This is a genomic window from Bradyrhizobium sp. USDA 4354 (genome assembly GCF_054060315.1).
In genome coordinates this window covers 3786467-3804064 of record NZ_JBSSDC010000001.1, presented here as the reverse complement: position 1 = coordinate 3804064, position 17598 = coordinate 3786467, and the positions used below count along the sequence as shown (strand labels likewise).

16 protein-coding genes are annotated in these 17598 nt (G+C 60.3%); 1 reads left to right on the top strand and 15 read right to left on the bottom strand.

Features of this window, described 5'->3' with window-relative positions; all coding sequences use genetic code 11:
* Window positions 1-816: 816 nt before the first annotated feature.
* Window positions 817-2958 carry a glycosyltransferase gene (locus ACVIIV_RS17395; RefSeq protein WP_456748760.1) on the bottom strand — a complete coding sequence of 714 codons (2142 nt, stop codon included), beginning with the start codon at window positions 2956-2958 and terminating at the stop codon, window positions 817-819.
* A gap of 21 nt (window positions 2959-2979) precedes the next feature.
* Window positions 2980-4260: an HlyD family secretion protein gene (locus ACVIIV_RS17390; RefSeq protein ID WP_456745238.1), complete on the bottom strand. Its 1281-nt coding sequence runs from the start codon at window positions 4258-4260 to the stop codon at window positions 2980-2982.
* A 450-nt stretch (window positions 4261-4710) separates the two neighbouring features.
* Between ACVIIV_RS17390 and ACVIIV_RS17385 the strand changes: the two genes are divergently transcribed.
* On the top strand, window positions 4711-5349 hold the full coding sequence (locus ACVIIV_RS17385; RefSeq protein WP_456745237.1) for a hypothetical protein: 639 nt from the start codon (window positions 4711-4713) through the stop codon (window positions 5347-5349).
* A 103-nt stretch (window positions 5350-5452) separates the two neighbouring features.
* On the opposite strand, the gene ACVIIV_RS17380 is transcribed toward ACVIIV_RS17385, so the two are convergent.
* The 13 genes from ACVIIV_RS17380 to ACVIIV_RS17320 all read right to left on the bottom strand — a co-directional run bounded on the left by ACVIIV_RS17380 (window position 5453) and on the right by ACVIIV_RS17320 (window position 17565).
* On the bottom strand, window positions 5453-5989 hold the full coding sequence (locus tag ACVIIV_RS17380) for a tetratricopeptide repeat protein (RefSeq protein ID WP_456748759.1): 537 nt from the start codon (window positions 5987-5989) through the stop codon (window positions 5453-5455).
* A gap of 82 nt (window positions 5990-6071) precedes the next feature.
* A complete protein-coding gene (locus tag ACVIIV_RS17375) occupies window positions 6072-6476 on the bottom strand; it encodes a hypothetical protein (protein ID WP_456745236.1) in 405 nt (134 codons plus the stop codon).
* A 14-nt stretch (window positions 6477-6490) separates the two neighbouring features.
* On the bottom strand, window positions 6491-8116 hold the full coding sequence (locus tag ACVIIV_RS17370) for a type II and III secretion system protein family protein (protein ID WP_456745235.1): 1626 nt from the start codon (window positions 8114-8116) through the stop codon (window positions 6491-6493).
* Window positions 8117-8343: 227 nt separating this feature from the next.
* Window positions 8344-8655, bottom strand: a complete 312-nt coding sequence (locus ACVIIV_RS17365; protein ID WP_456745234.1) for a hypothetical protein — start codon at window positions 8653-8655, stop codon at window positions 8344-8346.
* Between the two features lie 46 nt (window positions 8656-8701).
* The gene (locus ACVIIV_RS17360; RefSeq protein WP_456745233.1) at window positions 8702-9118 is read right to left on the bottom strand and encodes a TadE/TadG family type IV pilus assembly protein; all 417 of its coding nucleotides are present in this window, start codon (window positions 9116-9118) and stop codon (window positions 8702-8704) included.
* Window positions 9118-10491 carry a pilus assembly protein TadG-related protein gene (locus ACVIIV_RS17355; protein ID WP_456745232.1) on the bottom strand — a complete coding sequence of 458 codons (1374 nt, stop codon included), beginning with the start codon at window positions 10489-10491 and terminating at the stop codon, window positions 9118-9120. The genes ACVIIV_RS17360 and ACVIIV_RS17355 overlap by 1 nt, the downstream gene beginning before the upstream one ends.
* Before the next feature lie 532 nt (window positions 10492-11023).
* Entirely contained in the window at window positions 11024-11671 is a 648-nt protein-coding gene (locus ACVIIV_RS17350; protein ID WP_456745231.1) for a methyltransferase family protein, read from the bottom strand.
* A 2-nt stretch (window positions 11672-11673) separates the two neighbouring features.
* On the bottom strand, window positions 11674-12582 hold the full coding sequence (locus ACVIIV_RS17345; protein ID WP_456745230.1) for a type II secretion system F family protein: 909 nt from the start codon (window positions 12580-12582) through the stop codon (window positions 11674-11676).
* Entirely contained in the window at window positions 12579-13511 is a 933-nt protein-coding gene (locus ACVIIV_RS17340; RefSeq protein WP_456745229.1) for a type II secretion system F family protein, read from the bottom strand. Before ACVIIV_RS17340 ends, ACVIIV_RS17345 begins: the two co-directional genes overlap by 4 nt.
* Window positions 13508-14890 carry a CpaF family protein gene (locus tag ACVIIV_RS17335; RefSeq protein WP_456745228.1) on the bottom strand — a complete coding sequence of 461 codons (1383 nt, stop codon included), beginning with the start codon at window positions 14888-14890 and terminating at the stop codon, window positions 13508-13510. Before ACVIIV_RS17335 ends, ACVIIV_RS17340 begins: the two co-directional genes overlap by 4 nt.
* On the bottom strand, window positions 14887-16089 hold the full coding sequence (locus ACVIIV_RS17330; RefSeq protein ID WP_456745227.1) for an AAA family ATPase: 1203 nt from the start codon (window positions 16087-16089) through the stop codon (window positions 14887-14889). Before ACVIIV_RS17330 ends, ACVIIV_RS17335 begins: the two co-directional genes overlap by 4 nt.
* Window positions 16089-17057: a Flp pilus assembly protein CpaB gene (gene cpaB, locus ACVIIV_RS17325; RefSeq protein WP_456745226.1), complete on the bottom strand. Its 969-nt coding sequence runs from the start codon at window positions 17055-17057 to the stop codon at window positions 16089-16091. Before cpaB ends, ACVIIV_RS17330 begins: the two co-directional genes overlap by 1 nt.
* Window position 17058: 1 nt before the next feature.
* Window positions 17059-17565 carry an A24 family peptidase gene (locus tag ACVIIV_RS17320; protein WP_456745225.1) on the bottom strand — a complete coding sequence of 169 codons (507 nt, stop codon included), beginning with the start codon at window positions 17563-17565 and terminating at the stop codon, window positions 17059-17061.
* Window positions 17566-17598 lie beyond the last annotated feature (33 nt).

Sequence of the window (17598 nt, the reverse complement as noted above, 5' to 3'; positions counted from 1 at the left end):
AATGACGAGTCCGCTTCAGAGGTGCCGCCCCTTCTCCGATGCACGCAATTTGTTGCAACGCACTGGAATAATGCTCGAAAATATTTCCGCGTATCGTCGTAAAGCGAACGGACGGCGCAGCCATCCATCGCTTAGACGTTGTCGGGACGTCATCACAAATCCGAGCTTCCCGTCACGGATTCGGCAAGGCCTGTTGGGGTGTTGTAGTGAGTAGTGGGGTTTGTAGCCTGGCTGTTCTGCGTCACACGGCGATCGAGCTCGTTAGCCTGCTCGCTCAATTGCAGCGGCTCCGAGAGAAAGTCCGAAAGGCGGAAGCACGGTGCGCGGGAGAAAGACGGCGATCCGGGTCGGCCTCGCGTGCGCGAAGGCGCCGAGCGACGAGGTATCGCATGCGGGTATAGCCGGCGGGCCCCTCACCGAGATCACCTGCGAGCGTCATATCAGTCCGACACACCACGCGCGACACGCGCCTGCGACAGGCATCGCTCGCCTCAGGGCCGCGGCGGTCCGATAGCGCGCCGAGGCGAGCCGCATGTCGGTCGTTCGCCTTGATGCAGATCAGAACGAATAGCGGCAGCCGCCTATTTCATTCTCAGGTCGACGGCAGCTGCCAGATGCTGCAGCGGGGTCGCCACACGGATGGGATAAAGCGGCCGCCCATTTTCGGTTGAGGTTCGTGGCAGAACGTGGAAGGCGGCTGACCGCATCGAGAACCGGCTTGTGTATTGATCGACGGCTCGCGGACCGGTCAATGATCATGGGGATCAATATCATCAGCTCAGTCGATGGCCTGGAGCTCCGAGCCATCGACTCGGCTTACAGCTGGGTTCTGGTGAAACCTGCCGGATGCAGGCTTCGAACTCCGGCGGGATGTGTCAAATCGGCGATCCGCGGCTGCGGCCGGATGACCAGGCTCTCGGCCGGCAGACGCTCAGTCGGCGAAGGCGCTGCGGGCTTGGTGCCACTTATCTCAATCTGAGGCAACGGCGCGGCCATGGACCAGATGCTCTTGAGCATCGTCCTGTTCACCGACCACGCGATAGCGCAATTTTCCTGCAGCCGGGTGACGGTAAAGAGCTTGCGGATCAACAGGTCTCGTTCAAGCGACTGCGGCAATTTGAACTGCACCCCGACGAACCGACCTCTTTGTTGCACGATCATCGCGTCGATCCAGCCCACCTGCATGATGTGCACGCGCAGCGGCTCCCCGCTGCGAGGACAGTCGATGCCGGGGTCGAGCAGGACGCCCGCGCCGGAAAGGGAGATGTTGCTCATGCGCCCGGAAAGCAGCTCACCGGTCTCACAATGGATCAAGACTGATTCGTCGACATCGAAGCGTTCCTCTGAACGTCTCACTCGCGCCTGTAGCGAGGTCATGCAGACGAAGAAGAGCACGACGATGTTCACGACCGACCAGAATGCAACCATTGGCAAAGCGGCGGGATGATCGATGATCCGCCATTCTGGGATGGTGTTCAGAACGAGACCGACAACCGTTAGCGCCATCATGGCCGCCGACGGCCAGAATATCTCCGCGGCATAGGTTGCGTGCCGCGCGGCGGCTCCCTTGGGCGTCACCCTGAAGGCATGTCCCTTCGGCTTGACGAGAGTCCCGAGCACCGTCGGCAGAATCTTGAAGCTCTGGATGGTCGCCGACACCTGAGCAGCGAGTGGAAAATGCGCGTGGGGCGCGAACCAGGAGATGCCGCCGTTGAGCGCCAGGATCGCGGGAAACAAGTAATAGAAGACCGACTCGGGGGTGACGTCGACGACGGGCGCGAGGCCGGTCCACATGAACACGATCGGGACCAGCACGACCATGAGCGCCCGCAAGCCCAATGAGAGCCAATGCGTCGGAAAGAAGAGGAGCCGATGCATCACGCTCAAGCCGGGGCCGAGCGGGCCGGCGGCGAGATACAGGGTCTGGATCGCGCCACGCGCCCAGCGTTGCCGTTGCACAAAAAAGGCGCCAAGGCTTTCCGGCGCCAATCCGATTGCCAGCGGTTCGCAAAGATAACGGGTGACGTATCCCTTGCGCAGCAGGACGAGCGTCAGCAGGATGTCTTCCGTGATGGACTGGGTCGGCAGGGAATCGCCTATCGCGCGGAGTGCTGCACGGCGTGTGACGGAATTGGATCCACAACAAAAGGCGCCATCCCAGCCGTCGCGCGCGGGCATGATGGAATCGAAGAAGAACCGTTGCTCGTCCGGCAGTCCTCGGTGCAGGCCGAGATTCGCCTGCATCGGGTCCTCATTGTAGAAGGCGTGCGGGATCTGAACAATTCCTATCTTTGGATCAGCGAAGAAGCCCATCGTCCGCATCAGGAAATTGCGCTGCGGCACGAAGTCCGCGTCAAAGATCGCGAAGAAATCGCCATGCGTCATCGTCAGCGCATGATTGATATTGCCTGCTTTCGCATTCAAATTGTCGGAACGGGTGAGATAGCCGGCCCCCTTGTGCTCGCAGAGTTCCTTGAGCCAGGGCCTGCGACCGTCATCCAGGACCCAGACCTGGAAATTTGGATAGTCCAGGCATAGTGCGCCCGTGATGGTCTTTTCCAGGACCTCGAACGGTTCGTCATAGGTTGGAATGAAGACGTCGACCGAAGGCAGCTCATGATCCGGCAGGCTGCGAAGCCGACATTCGTGCTGATCCGCCTCGCTGCGGCGATCGGTCCTGCGAAGGAAGGTCAGATAGAGAATGAACTGATCCGTGAAGGTCAGGAGCTCAACGAAGAGACAGAACCAGATCCAGCCGACCTGATACCAGGCTCCGCTTGCCGGCAGCACCGTGGAGAAGACACGCCATTCGAGATAGCGGGCAACGACAAGCCAAACCGCGACAAAAATCGAGACACGCGCCCAAGGGCGCGCGACTGCAAAGGTCGGTGCAAACAGGTACATCGCCGCAAAGACACCCAGCATCGGCGCGAACAGCTGAGCGAAAGACAGAGTCATGACCTGCACGGAATTTCTCGCTCACAGGAATGACTGGTCGAGGTCCAGCCGAGCGGTCAGCCATTTCAGCTTCGAGCTGACCAATCGAAGCAGGCCGTCGGCTCTGCGCTCGAAGCGCACCTCGGCCAACCGACCGATATCGCAGGAGCCGTTGTGGTCGGCCGCCGTCTCGTTGGGCGGCAACGAGATCTCAACAGTGATATTGCCCGGATCAGGCCGCGGCACCCGGGCCGCGAGCAGTCGATCATCGCCGTACGCCGCCGAGCCGCGAACTTGCCGGATCTGGCCGGTCTTCCAGTCCCGGCTCCCGATCAGGCGTACAGTCGCCGCATCCCCGGGCTTGATCTTCTCGAAGTCGCGCTCGGGCAGTTCAACGACGATGAAACGGCGTTCGCAATCTGCAAAATCAAGAACCGATTGTCCTTCCGTGACCATCGAGCCCGGGCTGGCCGCGACCGACCAGACCACATGGGCCGCAGGCAACGATAAATCGTAGCGTTGAAGGCGATCAAGTCGAGCGCGCTCCTCAGCGATTTCCGCGGTCAGCTGTGCGGAACGCGAGCTGTTCTGCAACAGGTCCGTCTCGAGCTCCTGACGGCGGAGAACAAGCCGCTCGCGCTGCTGCTGAGAATAGGGCACGTCATTGGCATCGCCACGAAGATAAATGCCCTGCTCGGCCGCCGCCAGCTCGGTCTTGAAGCGCTGCAGGCGCTGATCGGCCATCTGGCACCGCGTTGCGGTTGCCTCCTGAGACGCTTGGGCCTCGGCAGAACGGATCTGTGAACTGATGCCGAGCTTAACGAGCCGCTCCATCCGGCCCGCGACATCGTTCCGCTGCCGCGCCTCGGCGAGACAGCCGCCTCTTTCAGCCTCCGTTTCTCCGATCTCGTGGCTCAGCCGTGCTATCGCGCCCAAACGATAGTCCTCGCTGCGCTCACCGAGCTTGCGATCGAGCTCGGCGATTTCCTCAAGTTGTCGACGTGCAAGTTCGGCGCGTCTGGTGGACATTGCAAGCTGCTGATCGAGATCCATGAGGTGCCGGCGATCCGGCGAACGCGCCTCGACCAGCGAGACGACCCGGGTGCGCTGGAAATACTCACCTTTGCGTGGAAGATCGGGCGCAAGCTGACCCGCGATCGGAGCAGTCACTCGCATGAGCTCGGCGTTGACAAAGGCGGAGGGAGCGATTCTGTAGGTCACATGCGGCAGCAGGGTCCATCCGCTCAGAGCGATGATGCCGAGCGCGAGGCATCGTCGGACGGTTCGACTACGAATGAAGCGTTCGACATGCAAGCGGACCACGACTGGATCTCCAATAGGCTTTGGTCGCTGCACCTGCCTCAGCGAAGGTGGACCAATCGCCGCGGGCCCGCCCAGCATTGTCATGAAGTCTGCGTGTGAGGCACTGAGCAATCCGGCAGCATTGCTGCTAGCCGAAATCGGGGTCGTCGCGTCGCAGACTCGTCTTCGCAACCAAGAGAAGTTTATCTAGCTTTCACCACACCAGGTTAATTTGTGTCAAAACCGGGAGACTACGGCCCGAACGGAAATCAAGATATTAACTCATGCCGGCTTGAAGTCGGCGCACCAAAGCCGGCGCAGATCGTCGAACTTGGGTCCCGCTGATTCGGAGCCAAAGGACCCGCGCACGTGAACGAGATCCTAAGCCCATGCGAGGACCTGGAGCCGCTTGACTCAGGCTGGAGGTTGGCTGCTAATCGCTAGTCTTGAGGCTAGTTCGTTTTCGGCAGCATGAAGATCCGACGCAGCTGCTCAGAGAAAGGCAACGTATTCCCGGACATCGCTGCCGCCTTCCGGCGTCTCGGTACATTGTGGCGCAAGCACCTGGAACACGAGCTTCCGGACAGGAAAATGCAGCATCGAAGCCGAAACGTGATCGGCGCCGTCATCGCGCTCCTAAGCCTCATGCTACTTGCCATGTGCGCGGGAGCCGCTGCCGTCGTGATGCAGTTCAGGTCCATGAAATCTGAGATCGCTTACCTGCAACGCGAGGTGCTATCGCTGAAGGAACGATTGACGCGCATCGATCAGGCTGAGAGGGCCAGGCAGCTCGAGAAAGCGAACACCGAGCGGGCCAAATCCGGAGACAACAAGTCCGGCGACAATCTGGCGCAAGAAGCAGCCCTAAATCTCTCGGCCGACGAGATTCGGCTCATACGAGACTACATCAAGCCAGCTCAGTCAGGGAATCCGGCAGTTGCGCCCATGAACGTGGGTGATCCCATCATTGGCCCAACCATTCCCCTTCCTTCTCCTCTCACAGAGAAGGTGCCCAGATTGATCGGGGCCAGATTTGCAATCCGCAACGGTGCGATCATCATCGTCAAGCGGGACAGCCGTCGGGCTGACGCTGTGCTGGGGCCGAACTAGGCTTGACTGTTGGCACAGTGCAGGTCCCTCGATGCCCTGAGCTATCAGCTACAGCTCTCCGAGCTCGAACGACCTTGGACGGATCATCCGTGGTCGGTCCTTCTTACGGCTGATTGTTTGGCGGCCTTTCAATGAACCGCCGGCTGCCATTGAGAAGCTCAAGGTTATTGGCGATAACCGGGTTGCCCGGATCGAGCGAATAAGCCTTCTCGAACTTTCGCCGCGCCGCATTCAGATTGCCGCGCAGCATGTACGAGTATCCCTGATCATTGAGGACTTGAACGGTTTCGCCCCCCAGCCGGATTGCTTGCGCATAAGCCTGATCGGCGAGATCAAAGCGACGTATCCGATCATAGCTCGCCGCGAGCCCAATCCAGGCCGTCACGTCCTTCGGCGATTTCTCGACAGCATCCCTGAAATAGCGATTAGCGATTCCGTAACTGCCGCGGTTGAAATGCTCCAGGCCCAGCCGTACCGGCTCGTCCGAGGGATAATATTTGACGTCGGTCGGCTCCTGCACGGGGTCCCCGCCAGGCGGCTCGACGGGAGCCACGACGGCGGCGTCCCTCAGTGTTTGGTCACACCCCGCAAGGCCTATCCCCAACCAGCAGCAGGTCAGCATGAAGATGATGCGCCTCATAACCCCTTCGTCCCCCGCACGGCGCAGCAACTTCACTGCGCCGTTCGCAAACAACATCGCCAAAACCACACACTAAAAGTCGTTACCTGCCGCCTCCGCCTACCCCGCCGACCGGCACCGATACCCCAGCAGTCGATCCAGCCCCCAATCCTTCTATGTTGACGTTCTGGGTTGGGGCAGTCCGCACGCCCATCTGTCTCGTCGCATCGCCAATGTCGGGAAGCTGATCCACCGGCTGTTTCGTGTTGCCATAGCGCGTCACGGCGGCGCCGACGCGCCGAGCGTCGTATGCGATCCTGCGGTCACCGACGTTACGCGGCCAGGGATGGATGGTGTGGGTGACGGCGTTGACCTCCTTGGCATTGCCGGCACTCATCGTAATGGTGTCGGAACGCTGGAAGTAGCGGTCCACCTCGTCGTGACCGGCGACCCCGTAACATCCCCCGAGCAGGAGCGGTGCGAACAGAGCCAGATACCTGATGGTCATCTCCCGCTTCCTTCTCAGTTGAGCGTTTTCACGACCGGCTGGTTCGCAGCAGGCGGTACCGGAATGGTCGCAGTGACCTCGGGAGCGATGATGTGCCCATAGGGTCCTTTGACGTCGCCTCCGGAATTGACGTAGTCATTGTAGCGCTTGCGGACCTCCATCTGGCCATTGAGGAAGAAATCGACGTCGTTGGCCGGGAGGCGGGAATCGAGGGGCGACGCCAGTTGCTGACCGGGTGCAGCCGGCGCGACCAGGCGCGGCGTCACGATGATGACGAGATCGGTCTCCTCCTGCTGGTACGACTTGCTGCTGAACAGGGCTCCAAGCACGGGTACCGAGCCGATCCAGGGCAATTGCGAAACGTCCTGACGGTTGCGGGTTTGCAGCAGGCCGGCGATTGCAAAGCTCTGGCCGTCGCGCAGCTCGACGGTCGTGCGCGCATCGCGGCGGGTCAATGCTGGAACCGTCGTTCCCTGGATCGTCACCGCATTGGCGAAATCAAGCTCACTAACCGACGGCTCGACCCGAAGATTGATCACGCCCCGCGAGAGGACGGTGGGGACAAAAGCCAGCTCGACACCGAACTTCTTGTAGTCGATGGTGATGGTCGGAAAGCCGGTTGCGGTCGTGTTTGGTATCGGCACGGGAAATTCACCGCCGGCAAGGAAGCGAGCCGCATCCCCGGAAAGCGTGGTCAAGTTTGGCTCTGCCAATCGGCGTGCCAATCCTTTGGTCTCAAGCGCTGAGATCAATAGGTCCACCGAGCCCCCATTGCTCGTTCTGACGATGCTGGTCAATAAGCTTCCGAAAGGTACCGGAGCGATACCGCCCGCAGTGCCAAGAAGCGTACCTGCTGTGGCGAGTACTGGGAGGCTACCTGTTGGGGGAGCACCGACAGGGCCATTGACACCTCCGATCGGTCGCCGGCCGGTCGCGCTGGTTACCACTCCGCCACGCCCCGTGTTCCCGACGTTGGTCCCGTTGGCATTCGCCGCGTAGAGGTTCACACCGAGGTCGCGGCCGGCATCCCGGGTGACCTCAAGAAAGCGCACCTCCAGCATCACCTGCTGCGGGGCCGCGACGCTCATCGCGTTGACGACCGTGCCCCCCTTAGCGACCGTGCTGGTGGCGATCGCCATGGCGCGCTCGGCAGTAACCGCGTCGGCCGCCGTTCCGCTAAGCACCACCTGGCCCTCGGAAGCCGACACGCGGATGCCCTGCCCGCCGGTGCTGGTGCGGATGTTCTGCTGCAAATTGCCCGTATCGATCACGACCTCGACGTCGAGGATGCCGATCTGCTTCATCGAGGAGTCGAGCAGGATGACATTGGTGGTGCCGGTCTGCTTGCCCTGGACGTAGATCAGGTGATCGCTGAGCGACTTCACGTCCACAATGTCAGGCGAGCCGGCCACGATAGTTGCGAAAGCCGTATCGACCTTGAAGGTGCGTGACTTGTTGACGACCACCTTGACCCGCTGGACGTCGCTCATTTCGCTGACGAAGACGCCGCCGGAGGAGCCCCGCCGGTCTGCGGCCGCCGCGCGGTCAGCAGACGCAAAGGAGGCGAGCGCAGCGCCAAGACCCATCACGCTGAAGGCGAGAAGCCCCCCTAGCTTACCCGAAATGCGACCGCCACCCATTCGAGTCCCCCCGCTGCGATCCGCGGCATCCCCGCAAATCTACGTGCTCGATATCCCCAACAGTTCCCCTCTGCGCACCACGTCGCAGAGCTTACAAGCTGTCCCACTACAATTCGTTACTTCGTGTTTCCAAGATCATCGTCCTTCAAACAGCCTCCTTGCAAGAAGAGACGCTTACCGCACAGCCTCAAGTGGCAAAGAAAACTTGCCAATGTTGCGGGCGAGCATCATTTCTCTCTGCAGCTGTGTTCAGAACCATGCTGCAGCACAACCAGTTTGCGCGAGCTTCCGTCGTCGCTCACGATCGAACGGCGTCGGCCTGCAGTCTTCAAAAGGAACTTGGCCAGGCGCAGACTGCTCTGGCGCAGTTCGATTCCCAAGCGTTTGTCCGGCTCGACACGCGCTGACCCGAGGCGGCGTCGGCCAAGATGCGTAAGGTATGCTGCCATATTTTGAGCCTGCGCCAATGATGCCGGCACGGTGGCACTTGGCGTGATGGCATGTCTTGGCTTCGCATCCGCCATCATCGTGATCGCCATTGTCCGGGGCCGGTCGGGTGTTCATCGGCTGATGCTCGCGAGTGCGCTAGAAGGGAATTTGCGTTGACGCGCTCGGCGCATTGAGTGTCGTACCCCATATCGGCATCAGCATAGTGAAGCCCTCTTGAGAAGCGGTCACGGTCAGATTGCTGCCGCTGGACGCCACGCTCAGCGTCGGCGTGAGACCGCCGAAATACAGGAACGGCGCCGTGTTCTGCTTTTCGCTAGTGGACATTGGATCGCCCCCGCAGCTTGACGGCGATTGAGGCGGGCTTTGAAGCAAGGCAGGCGTGTAGCAGTTGATCATGACCGCCCGAGCTCCGGCGCTCGCGAGCTTCCGCAAGGACTGCATCGTGATCGCATAGCGTCCGAGATCGAAGATGGCGAACATCAACATGAAGAGGGACACGAAGACGAGGATGAATTCGAACGCAGCGATGCCCCGCTGATCGAGCTTCTTCATCACTGCACCAAGCGGACAACTTGGGTGTAAGGAACGGTCACCGGATTACATCCATCCGTGCTCAGGAAACCGCCACCGCCCATGGTGAGTGTTTTGGCGATCACTTGCGAACAGGTCGTATTGGTACTTTCTGTCGCTCCGTTCCAGGTAACGTCGACGTGCGGGAAATACATCGCACCACCCAGCTTAACCGCACCACCGGTGATGGTGACCTGATTACTGCTCTTGCTCGGTGCCTGATCATCGATCAGAACGCCGTCCAGATCAGAAGAGAACGTGTTGGTGTAAGGCGCGGACAGATTAACTACAGCGCCGCCAGAGATGGAAATGCTCGAATCCCCGAGTAATACAAGAGTGACGCCTAAACCTGTGCCTGCCGGTGGCCAAGGTGTGCAGGCACTGCAAGTGATGGTTCCGCCATTGAATTTTATTGTCCCATTGTAGAAGAAGTACGTGCCCGGACTAAAATCTACCGCGTTCCCGGTCGTGCACGTTAGGTTGCGGTACAGGTTCGTGCTGCTCGGCGGGGTATTGGGCGTCAACGTGCCACTGCACGCCAAATCATTTGGCTTCCCGCTCGAGGTCAAGCTATTGAACGATTGGCTGTCCAATTTGCTAAGCGGATTGTTGGCGTACGGCATGAAATAGTTGTGCGTGACGCCGGGATCGGCGCAGGTGCTGGCTGGACTACAGCCGGTTACACCCAAGACGGCCCATCCCGAACCGGTGAAAGAGGCAGTGCTGGCAAACTGAACACTGGCATCCGACATTATCGGGCAACCCGTGCCGTTGTTGCTGACGTTACCGGCAATTTTAAGCGCCCCTCCGCCGCCGTTCGGATCAGGTCCGAGCGCCAAGGCGCACACCTTGCTCGGCAATTCGACCAAAGCGATGGCTTGGGCGGGGATGTTGACGGTCGTCAAACCCAGCACTGCCGACAAGTAGGCCGGCTGCTGCTGGCTGACGAGGGCGCGAACGGCATTACCGCCGCCTCCTGCGGGCGGCGTTGTGAACGCACCCGCACTGTAGCTGCCGATATCGATCTGCACGGCCCGCGAGATCCCTGCTGGAAGGCTGGTCGCACAGTTGGTGCCCGGATAGGCCGTGTCGCCGGAGTTGCAGAACCCGTTCTGTGCCGCGAATTCCTTTGCTTGATAATCCACTGATGTATCGCAGAGCACACCGGCATTCTCGCATGCAAGCCGCAAGGCGCCCGAATAGGCCGCTGCATCGGCGGCATTCTGCGCGTGCTGCCTGGTGACGTACCAGGATCCGGCCTCTGCCCCGAGCGCGACCACGCCGATGAGCGGCACCAGCGCGATGACTGTTGCGAATGCGGCCGAGCCTTGCCTGGAACGGAGCAGACTACGCATGAAAACACCTATTGGAAACGTTCAGAGTAAGGCAGCGTGTACGTGCAACTGTTGGGACACAGCACCGACGTCAACACAATCGGGGCCAAAGTGACAGTTGTCGAAAACGTAAAGTATTTGGGAGTCGTACCAAGATTGCCGGAGTTGCAGACAGTGCTTCCGCACATGACCTGGATGTTGCCGATGGTATGCCCGGCGACCGTTGTCTGTAGCGCCGACACCCAGGTCCCCGGGTCCGCCGGGTCGGGCGGATTCTTGTACTGAATGTATTGCCCGAAAGAGCGCAAGGCCGTCCACGCGGAGATAAACCGGAAGCCCGCGGCAGCTACGTCGGCGAGCGGCATCAGCAGAAATGCCACCAAGAATATGTAAACGAACACTGTCTCGAACGCGACGGCGCCGCGCTGATCGGCGATGAAGGACGCTCCACGATACGCACACCTGGCTCGACGGGGGCATGCCATGTGCGATCGCGGCGCCCTGGCAACAGCGATCTGAACCTTGTCCACGACAATCCGGCCACGCATACCGCTCACCAAACGTAAGGAATCACTCGCCAACGTGATGCTTCGTAACTCGAATACTCGGGGCAATTGCGCCGAAGCAGGTCCTCTTCGTAATGTATGCGGCAGACCTGAATGCCTATATGCAGGACCAGTATGATCACCGTAACCGGCGTCAGGTATTGCAGCACGACGCCCAGCACCACGATTTCTTCAGCGACATAGAGCGGGTGCTTGATCCATCGATACGGACCGGTCTGCACCACCGAGCGCGCCTGCGGCACCAGGCTGAACGACCGCCCCAGATGTCGGATGGTGACGAGCATCATGATCGTGCCGACCAGAACGCAAGCCGTCGACGCCAGGTTGGGCAGCGTGTCGTCGGTTTTACCCAGGAAGCTGATCGTCCATGGCAGATAGCTGCCGACGAACGCAGCTATTCTTGGAAGCAGGCCGTCTGCATGCGCCTTTGCCGGTGCGCGCGTCACGATCAACAGCGCCAGGAGCATGTAGAAGATGCCGAGGCAAAAACTCGACAAGAGCGAGGGCCATGGATCGTGCAGCGACGCCCCAATCCTGACGGCGACGCAAAGAGCCAGCAACAAGAACCACATGCTGCCAAGCAGTCGCATGATCCGGTCGTAAGATCCGCTCTTCGAGAGGGCAATTGTGCTCATGGCTACTTTCCGAAGCTGGCGAACGAACGCACGAGGTGCAGGACGGGACTTCCGCCCATGATGACGAACATGGCTGGAAGCAGGAACAGCACCATCGGAATGGTCAGCTTGGCGCCCAGCTTGTGCGCTCTTTCTTCGAGCTTGGTGATACGTTCCCGCCGCAGATCGAGCGCGATACTGCGTAGCGCCTGGCTCAACGGCGTTCCGTATTGCAGGCTCTGGCTGATCATTGTGCCGAACCGGCGAAGACCATCCGAAGTGGACGCCAAGTTCTCGAATGCGTCGACGCGACTTGGCAGTATCCGGAGATCATCAAGAAGACGGTGCAGCACCCAGGCCATGGCAGGATTGGTCGACTTCATTTCATCGGCGACACGCCCCAGCCCGCTTTCCAGGCCCATTCCCGCCTCGCTGCATACGATCAGCAGATCGATCATATCCGGCGTGCCTAGCCGAATGGCAGCATCAAAGCGCCGCTTCATCACCGACAGAACCAATCGCGGCCCCAGGATTCCGATCACCACACCCACCAGCGTGAAGACCAGCACGTCCGCAGGTCCCCTTCCCGACAGTTGCGCCAGAAGCAGCGCAATGACCGGCAGCAAGAACATGCTGACGACCTTGATGCCGATCCAGATCGGCAAGGTTCGATGATGATTGAAACCAGACGAGTGGAGGATCGTTCGTAGTTCTTCCAGATTCTCCTCGGCGTAGAAACGCCGATACCGCATGCCCAGCCATGAAAACCAACTGGTCAGGTCCTTGAAGGGGGCTGAACGGTAGGGGATACCCATCACGGCGTTTGACACCCGCGTGTCCAATGCGCGGACGTGTAGCTCGCGGATGATCAACATACAGGCCGCAGTTCCAGCTGCTACTGCGAGGGCCACCAGACCGAGACCAAAAGTCATAGCTCCGTTTCCCGTCTGACCATCCAACTTATCACCAGATGCCCGATGAGCACCGAGACTATCGCGTAAGCCAGAAGCTTGTTTCCAGTCGGATCAGTGAACAACAGATCGACATTCTGCGGATTGGCCGCGTATAGCAAAGCTCCGGCAATCACGGGCGAGATCGTGAGTGCTCGCGAGGAAAAGATCACTTCTCCCGCCAGCGCCTTGGCGCGAGCAGCGAGCGCGACACGCTGACTCACCGTGTCGCCCAGCGTCTGCAAGGTCTCGGCCAAGCTGCCGCCGGATTTCAACTGGACTGCAAGTGTCACCGCAAACATCGCATACTCTGCCACTTGCGATCGCCGATAGACGGCTTCGACGGCTTCCTCTGGAGGTCTTCCCAGATTCACTTCGCTGCATACGATTGCAAACTGTCCAGACGTCGGTTGCGGCATCTCGCGCGCGATGGTGCGAAATGCTTCGTGCACAGGCAGACCCGATCGAACCGTACTCGTCACCAGCTGAATGGCGTCAGGCAGCTGTCGGAACAGTTGACTGGCGAAGCGACGTTGCTGCCAACCAAACAGACCTCGCACGACCACGATGGCGGCAATTGCAGCCGCGACAGACACGTAGAAAACGGAAAATCCCAGCAGGCGATTGGCATAAAAGATCGCTGCTACCGTGATGGCGGCAGCAAGCAGCACATACGCCGGATGCCAGGTGTGAACCATCTCGGGCCTGTAATTGGCCAAACGGTGGAGAAGCAGATACCGAGAGCCGGCCTCCGCCCGGCGAATGGATGGCAGGCTGGCCGGATGGGAGGCCGGTAGAGCGATCGCCAGCCGGCGGTCCATGCGCCGCTCCCGGCCGTCGAGCCACAATGAGCCGACGGATGCGCACATCGCAAGCATCAGAACAGCGAAGATCACGGACTCAGGTATCATATCTGCCTCACGGCCTCAGCCCAGGCGCGATCAAGCCCAAAATAGACAAGACGGCTTTTGAATTTCGGGACTGCAAGGGTGGCTCTGTAGGTGCCCGAGATCCGCCCATGCTCATCCTCCTCCTGATACTCGAAAGCAGCGATGTCATTGGTCGTGATCACATCCGATTCCAGCCCCATCACCTCGCTGATCTGGACAATGCGACGTTGCCCATCGCGCATGCGTTCGACTTGCACGATGAGATCCAGCGCAGCGACGATCTGAGTTCGAATGGCGCGCGACGGCAGATTCACCTGCCCCATCTGCACCATGTTCTCGATGCGGGTCAGGGCATCACGGGCGCTATTGGCATGGACCGTGGAGATCGAACCATCATGACCGGTGTTCATTGCCTGCAGCATGTCAAACGCTTCGGCGCCGCGCACCTCGCCCACGACGATCCGGTCAGGACGCATGCGCAGCGCATTCCACAAGAGATCGCGCTGTGTCACCTGCCCCGTGCCCTCAAGGCTGGGAGGCCGGGTCTCCAGGCTGATCACGTGCGGCTGCTGAAGCTGCAACTCTGCCGCATCCTCGATGGTGACGACGCGTTCGCTGTGATCGATGAACTGGCTCATGGCGTTGAGCAGCGTCGTCTTGCCGGACCCGGTGCCGCCGGAGACCAGAACATTGAGCCGACACCGGGCGGCGATCTCCAACAACTGTCCGACGGCTGCGGTCATTGAGCCGTTTTCGACCATTGCGGCGATATCAAAACGGCGGCTCGGAAATTTTCGAATCGAAATGCAGGGACTATGGATCGCCAGCGGTGGGAAGATGATGTTGACCCGGCTGCCATCGGGCAAGCGGCAATCCACCATCGGACTGGATTCATCAATGCGCCGTCCAACTTGCGCGGCAATTTTCTGGGCTACCGATGCGATGTGATCGTTGTCGCGGAAGCGCACCGCGATCCGCTCCAGCTTGCCGGCTCGTTCGACATAAACGTTGCTCGGTCCGTTGATCATGATGTCGTTGATCGATTGATCGAGCAGAAGCGGACGCAGCGGCCCGTAGCCGGTCATGTCGTCCGCAATTTCATCCGCCAGTTGAAGCTGCTCGCGCCCGGACAGTTCGAGCCGCTCCTCATTGGCGATTCCATGGATGATTTCCTCGATCTGCCGCCGAAGGACGTCACGCGAAACAGTTGCGGCCACCGATGGCTCGATCTGTTCGATGACGCGCTCGCGCAGTGAAGCTGGCATCACTGGCCGGTCAATCGAAGGTTCGTCGCGCCTTGACGTTGATGCAGGTGCGCTTGGCGGCGATGCAGCCAGGCTTGGCATCAATGCAGGCAAGCGAACCGACGTTTCGTCGTCGCGCCTACCAAACTTTCTCATAGCCCGAGCAGCCTCCTCAGCCGTCCCTTCCGCTCGACCCCGAGCCCCGTGATCTCCCGTACGATCGGCGCGAGATGGCGTCGCAGTGCTGATACGTGCTTCAGCGCTGGAATTCCGAGATTGACCGCCTGGGTCATCCCCTTCCCAAGATCGGGTACAACCATGTCTGGCTCTGTCCCCAACGCCTTGACCACCGCAGCCCTGGGAAGGCCGCCGGGGCGATTGGCGCGGTTGAGCAAGGTAAAGACCCGATCCCTGCCGGCAATGTTGGTGACGGCGGTCCGCAGTGCATGAGCATTGCGAAGCCCGGTCACCTCGGCCTCCAGCAGCACCATCACGTGTCGAGAAAGGGAGATCACCGGATGGATCGATGGCGGAAACGGGACCGGGACATCGACAACGATGTAATTGAATCGCTGGCGCAGCAGACCAAGGACGTGCCTCACGCCCGCTTCGGTGATGTCGAGCTGAGCATCCAGCTCCTCGTCGGCGGAAATCAGGCTAACTCGCTCGTTGACTGCAATTGCGGCGCGCTCGAGGAACAGCGTATCCGCCCGCATCGGGTTCTCCAAAGCGATGCGCAGGCCTGGTCCGGGCTGAACACCCAGCATCACGGCTGTTTCGCCGCCCTGAAGATGAAGGTCGAGCAGCGCGACCTTGGCTTTGGTGGTCTCGGCCAATTGCAGCGCGAGATTGATGGCGATACTTGTTGCGCCGGCACCGCCCTGCGCGCCACAGATCGAGATCACATGCCCGCCTCGGTCGGCCGGACCCGGCGCACCGTCGCCAAGCAGCTTTGGGCGCAGCTGATCCAGCACGATGTCCCGCGTGATCGGCTTCGGCAGGTACTCGGTCAAGCCGAGTTCCATAAGCTCGCGGTAGAAGGTGATCTCCCTGCTTTCACCGATCAGAGCCACCCGGACATCAGGTGGGCAGACGCCGGCCAGCCTCTCCAGTTCGGGAAATGGATCATCGATTCCACTGATGTCCGTCACCAGGGCGGACAATTCGGAGTCCGTTTCGAGCATCCGTATGGCATTGCGAATCGTGCCACGCTTGATCGATATGTTGCTGCCTTCGAGGCCCTTGCGCAGAGCCGCAGCACTCAGCTCGTCATTCACGAAGCAGACAATTCGATTGCGCGCGACAACAGATGTCGCTTCTTCAGACGAACTGACCGCCGCTATGTTAACGCTCATCAACGTTTCTCCAGCAACTTGCCTGCCTGAACCACCATCGTCGCACCACGGCGGGAAACTTCCGATCCGTCGCAGTTGATCAGAGCGTCGCCGTCGGCTGAATCCTGTTTCCTGACCGAGTATTGCTTTATCTGACCACCAGAATGAACGACGACCGCTGCAGTCCGGCCGGCAATTGCATTCTGGCGGGCGATTTCCGGCGACACATCGCAGCTGGACATGGCGCCAGTGTCCGCCGTATCCCACTGCTCGACTGCTGCCCGTACTGCCAGGGAGAGCGTTCCGAGCTGCCTTGCGACTGTGATCTTCTTGACCTGGTCTGGCGCAAGCTCCAACGACACAGTCTGCGCTTGCTTGCCGGCCACCGAGCCGGTCACCGAGCCTACGGTTCGGCCGCCTTGCATAATTTCCTGGTCGATCGCGATGACACGAACGTTGCCTAGAACGGTTTCGCTCAGGGCCCGGCGCGCGGGATCTGCTTTCTCGAACACCTGGGTCAACAGGACATCAACATGATCACCCGGCCTGATCAGCCCCGACACGCCAGACTCCTCGTCCACCTTGATGCTGATTGCACGGCTATCCGGTGCCAAGACGCTGGCCAGGAAACCCCGATCGCGAGGTCGCAACACGTCCGACAAGGTGATCGGGCTGCCAGCGTCGACGAACTTGCGAATCAGGGAGCCGGGAAGTCCGGCCTTCGAGTCAGGTGTTTCCAGGATCGCCCCTGCAGGAAGGCGTTCAGGCGACACCGAGCGCACTGTGAAATCCTCTGCGCGGGCCAATGTACCTTTCGGCAGCGGACGTGCCGCAACAAAATACCCGACAGTCGAAGGAGGCGCCGGCCCCTGCTCTGTAACCGTTACCGGAACCTGTTTCGGCAGGTTCATGTTGTAGGCAATCAGCCCGAACGCGGTGGTTGCGAGCAAGAGCACCAGGATGATTGAGAGGCGCAACGCGGATGACATGTCAAAATCCTCTGCTCAAGATGGTCCAGATGCCACCGCAGGCTATGGCGACGCCGTACGGGAGGGGCGCGTGTCGCACGTGGCGCCAACGCTCGATCGCGTAGACGCGGCGTGCGAGCGACGATCCGACTGGCGCCAACTTCGGATATGGCAGGACACGCATCAACAGATGCAGGAGGGCAAGAACGCCCCCCGCCAGCGAGGTTACGGTCAACAACTGAATCAAGCCCGTCGGCGGCAGACCAATGGCCAAAGCCGCCAGCAACTTGACGTCGCCCCCGCCAATCCGTCCATGCTGGTAAAGCGCGAACAGCAGCAAGAACAGGATCGTCGCGGCGATGACGGATTCGGCAAGCTGCATCGGGCTGGCAAGCTGACCGGCAATCCCGAGCAGCGCCAGCAAGAGACAGACGTCATTTCGGATCAAGCGGGTCGCGACATCGAGCATTGCGACGTACAGCAACAACGCGATTTCCAGTATCGAGGCGATGTAAGAAGGCCAGCTCATGCATGCCTCAAGGAGGTGGAAGGCACACTAAAA